Genomic DNA, 3367 nt, shown 5'->3' with positions numbered 1-3367 from the left:
CAAAAGGCGGAAATCTTCCGTTTCCGACTTTCCTGAGAGGAAAGCTGGAGCACAGAGAAGATTTCCGCCTTTGATGGTATTCAGGGATAACCGGGAATAAAAGCCCGTGCAAATTTCAAAAGGTTACCATCGAAATGCGCAAAGCAAACAAAAGTTACGACTTCATCGCCAGACAGCTGGGTCTGACAAAGTCTGCTGTCCAAAACGTGTGCAGACAAGCCGGTCTTGCCGGAAAGAAAGCCAAGCAGCGGAAAAGATGCAAACACTGCGGAGCCCTTCTTCCCGAGGATGCTCCGAAAAGAAAGATCTTCTGCTGTCAAAAGTGTCGGGAAGACTGGTGGAACAAGCACCAGCATCTGGTCCATAAGCGAAACCCGGTTATCACTTACTGCAAGACCTGCGGCAGCCCGATCGAGAATTACAAGAGCTATCAGAAGCAGTATTGCAATTCCCATTGCTTCCACATGGGCAAATTTGGTCGCGACAAAGCCGTCAATTTGAAGTAATCCTTACATCGAATTTACTGGATAATGTGGCCTTTCAGAGTGATATATGGACCAACGAAAGGAGATCCGCATGATCAGAAAACTGAAAAGGGTCGCAGCCTATTGCCGGGTTTCTGTGGAATCCGAGCTGATGCAGTCCTCCATCACAAACCAGATCGCCCACTTCACCAACAAGATCAATGACAATCCACTGTGGCAGAACGCAGGTGTGTTTGCAGACTACGGCATCAGCGGTACCAACACCAAGAACCGACCTCAGTTTAACCGGATGATTGCATTGGCTTTGCAAGGCAAGATTGATCTGATTCTGGCCAAGTCTATCCAGCGATTTGCGAGAAACACCGTCGACCTTTTGGCAACCATCCGCCAGCTCAAAGAACACAACGTGGAGGTGTTCTTCGAGAAAGAAAACATCTCCACATTCAGCCATGATGGAGAACTCATGCTATCCATCATGGCTTCTTTTGCCCAGGAGGAAAGTCGCAGCATATCCGACAACGTCCGCTGGGGTATCAAGAAGCGCTTTGAGCAAGGAATTCCAAACGGACGAAACCCGGTCTTCGGATACGACTGGAAAGGAGACGATCTGGTCGTAAACGAGAACGAAGGCTGGATCGTGACAAAGATGTTTCAAGACTATGCCAACGGAATGCGCGTTCGAGACATTCTGGAGTGGATGAATCAGACCGGTGTGAAGACCCGGAAAGGCAATAAATTCCAGGCAGCAACGATTAAAGCCATCCTGAGAAACCCGACCTACACAGGTGTCCTTCTTCTTTGCAAAGAGTATGTCGGTGATCCGATTGTCCATGATCGGCACAAGAATCAGGGAGAGCTCCCTCAGTATCTGGTGGAAGGCCATCACGAACCGCTGGTGGACGAAGAAACCTGGCAGAAAGCTCAGGAACGGACCGAGCAAAATCGTCGTTCAAATATGAGCCGAAAAACGATCAACGCCTTTACGGGAAAGCTGAAATGCAAAGACTGCGGACGAAATTTTCAGAGAATCACTCAAAGATACAAAGGAAAGCTCACCTTGTATTGGCAGTGTTACTCCAGAAGAAACCACCTGGCAGAGTGCCATTCCATCGATCTTGATGAACCAACCCTTGAGACCATTGCAGCCAGAATGTTGGAAATGAAAAAGTTCGACCCTACCTTTTTTCGCGCTCAGGTAGAAGCAATCGAAGTCGAACCAGATGGAACCTTGGAGTTCCATTTCACAGACGGAAGGAGAAAGACATGCAAGTACGAAAAATCCCAGTAACCAGAACAATGGCCAGAGTTCAGCCAATCATCGCAAGAAAGAACGTTGCCGCTTATGCCAGAGTTTCAACCGACCGAGACGAGCAGCAGACCAGCTACGAAACCCAGGTTTCTTATTACGAGAACATGATCCGCGAACGAGCGGATTGGAACTTTGTGAACGTCTATACCGACGAAGGCATCAGCGGAACGAGCACTGCTCACCGTGAAGGCTTCAAGCAGATGATCCAGGATGCGCTGGACCATAAGATCGACTTGATCATCACCAAGTCCGTCAGCCGGTTTGCCAGAAACACAGTCGACTCGCTGACCACCATTCGTGAGCTGAAAGAGCACAACGTGGAGGTCTTCTTCGAGAAAGAGAACATCTGGACCTTCGATGGCAAAGGCGAGCTGCTGTTGACCATCATGTCCTCCCTGGCGCAGGAAGAAAGCCGCAGCATTTCTGAGAACGTGAAATGGGGCGTCCGGAAAAAATATGAAGAAGGATCCTACCGCATCCCTTACGGAAACCTCATGGGCTACACAAGAGCAGAAGATGGTGGCGTTAAGATTGTTGAGGAAGAAGCCAAAGTGGTCCGTTTGATCTTTAAGATGTTTCTGGAAGGCAGTACCTACACAGACATCAAGAACTATCTGGAGAGCCAGCACATCAAGACCAAGTTTGGCAGGGATAAATGGGACCGCAATGTCATCAAGCAAATGTTGATGAACGAGAAATACAAAGGCGACCTGCTTCTCCAGAAGGTCTATACGCCAGACTTCATCACGAAGAAACAGGTCAAGAACAAGGGCGCCATTCCTTCCTACTACATCACCAACTCCCACCAGGGCATCATCAGCGTGGAGGATTTCGATAAGGTCCAAAAGATCATCAAAGACCGCAAGTACAGGTTTGGTAAAGAGCGGCTAGGCTGCCACACTCCATATCCATTTAGCCACCGGGTTCAATGTGCTGTTTGCAAGTCCTGGTACACCAGAAGCGTTACCACAAGGTCGAACGGAAAGAAAGTACCGGTGTGGTTATGCTGGAAGAACAAATACGAGAGCGACCAGCGTTGCCCATCACATCAGGTAATGGAGACCGTGTTAGAACAGGAATTTGTGAACGCGGTTAACGAACTGCTCCAAGATAAACAGAGTATTCTCGACGAATGGAGTGAAAAGTTCGACGCTACCTACAATACCGAAAAGCTCCAAACCAGAGCCGATCGCATCCAGGCAAGGATGGAGAAGATCGCTGAGAAGGCCGAGAAGCTGATTGAACAAACACCCGCCAACTTCAACGAAGCCTACAATGAGCTTCTCATTGAGTACGAGCAACTGGAGAAAGACCACGCAAAGCTGGCTGCCAAGATCAGAGACCTGCAGTATGAAGGCGAACGAATGCAGCATTACTTGGAGCTTCTCCAAAAGCTGGACCATGTGGATGCGTTCGATGGCGATCTGGTCAGAGCACTGGTTGACAGTAACCTTTTGAAATTTGCACGGGCTTTTATTCCCGGTTATCCCTGAATACCATCAAAGGCGGAAATCTTCTCTGTGCTCCAGCTTTCCTCTCAGGAAAGTCGGAAACGGAAGATTTCCGCCTTTTG

General features: G+C 48.8%; 3 protein-coding genes. All 3 read left to right on the top strand.

The genetic code is table 11. The features are described 5' to 3' along the window. Positions 1-134 precede the first annotated feature (134 nt). The 3 genes from BO222_RS13490 (at position 135) to BO222_RS07600 (ending at position 3287) form a co-directional block, all read left to right on the top strand. Positions 135-506, top strand: coding sequence for a hypothetical protein (locus tag BO222_RS13490; RefSeq protein ID WP_143356975.1), 372 nt, complete (start codon positions 135-137; stop codon positions 504-506). Positions 507-576: 70 nt separating this feature from the next. Then, positions 577-1773, top strand: a complete 1197-nt coding sequence (locus BO222_RS07605) for a recombinase family protein (RefSeq protein ID WP_075819846.1) — start codon at positions 577-579, stop codon at positions 1771-1773. After that, the gene (locus BO222_RS07600; protein WP_075819844.1) at positions 1749-3287 is read left to right on the top strand and encodes a recombinase family protein; all 1539 of its coding nucleotides are present in this window, start codon (positions 1749-1751) and stop codon (positions 3285-3287) included. Before BO222_RS07605 ends, BO222_RS07600 begins: the two co-directional genes overlap by 25 nt. The last annotated feature ends 80 nt before the right edge of the window (positions 3288-3367 follow it).

The organism is Ileibacterium valens, from assembly GCF_001945525.1.
GTDB lineage: Bacteria > Bacillota_I > Bacilli_A > Erysipelotrichales > Erysipelotrichaceae > Ileibacterium > Ileibacterium valens.
Note: the sequence above shows the minus strand (reverse complement) of the source record. Positions and strands in the feature narration are given on the sequence as shown.

Excerpts from the sequence above, each read along its gene's own strand:
- BO222_RS13490 (WP_143356975.1), top strand. The coding sequence starts at position 135 with ATGCGCAAAGCAAACAAAAGTTACGACTTCATCGCCAGACAGCTGGGT.
- BO222_RS07605 (WP_075819846.1), top strand. The coding sequence starts at position 577 with ATGATCAGAAAACTGAAAAGGGTCGCAGCCTATTGCCGGGTTTCTGTG.
- BO222_RS07600 (WP_075819844.1), top strand. The coding sequence starts at position 1,749 with ATGCAAGTACGAAAAATCCCAGTAACCAGAACAATGGCCAGAGTTCAG.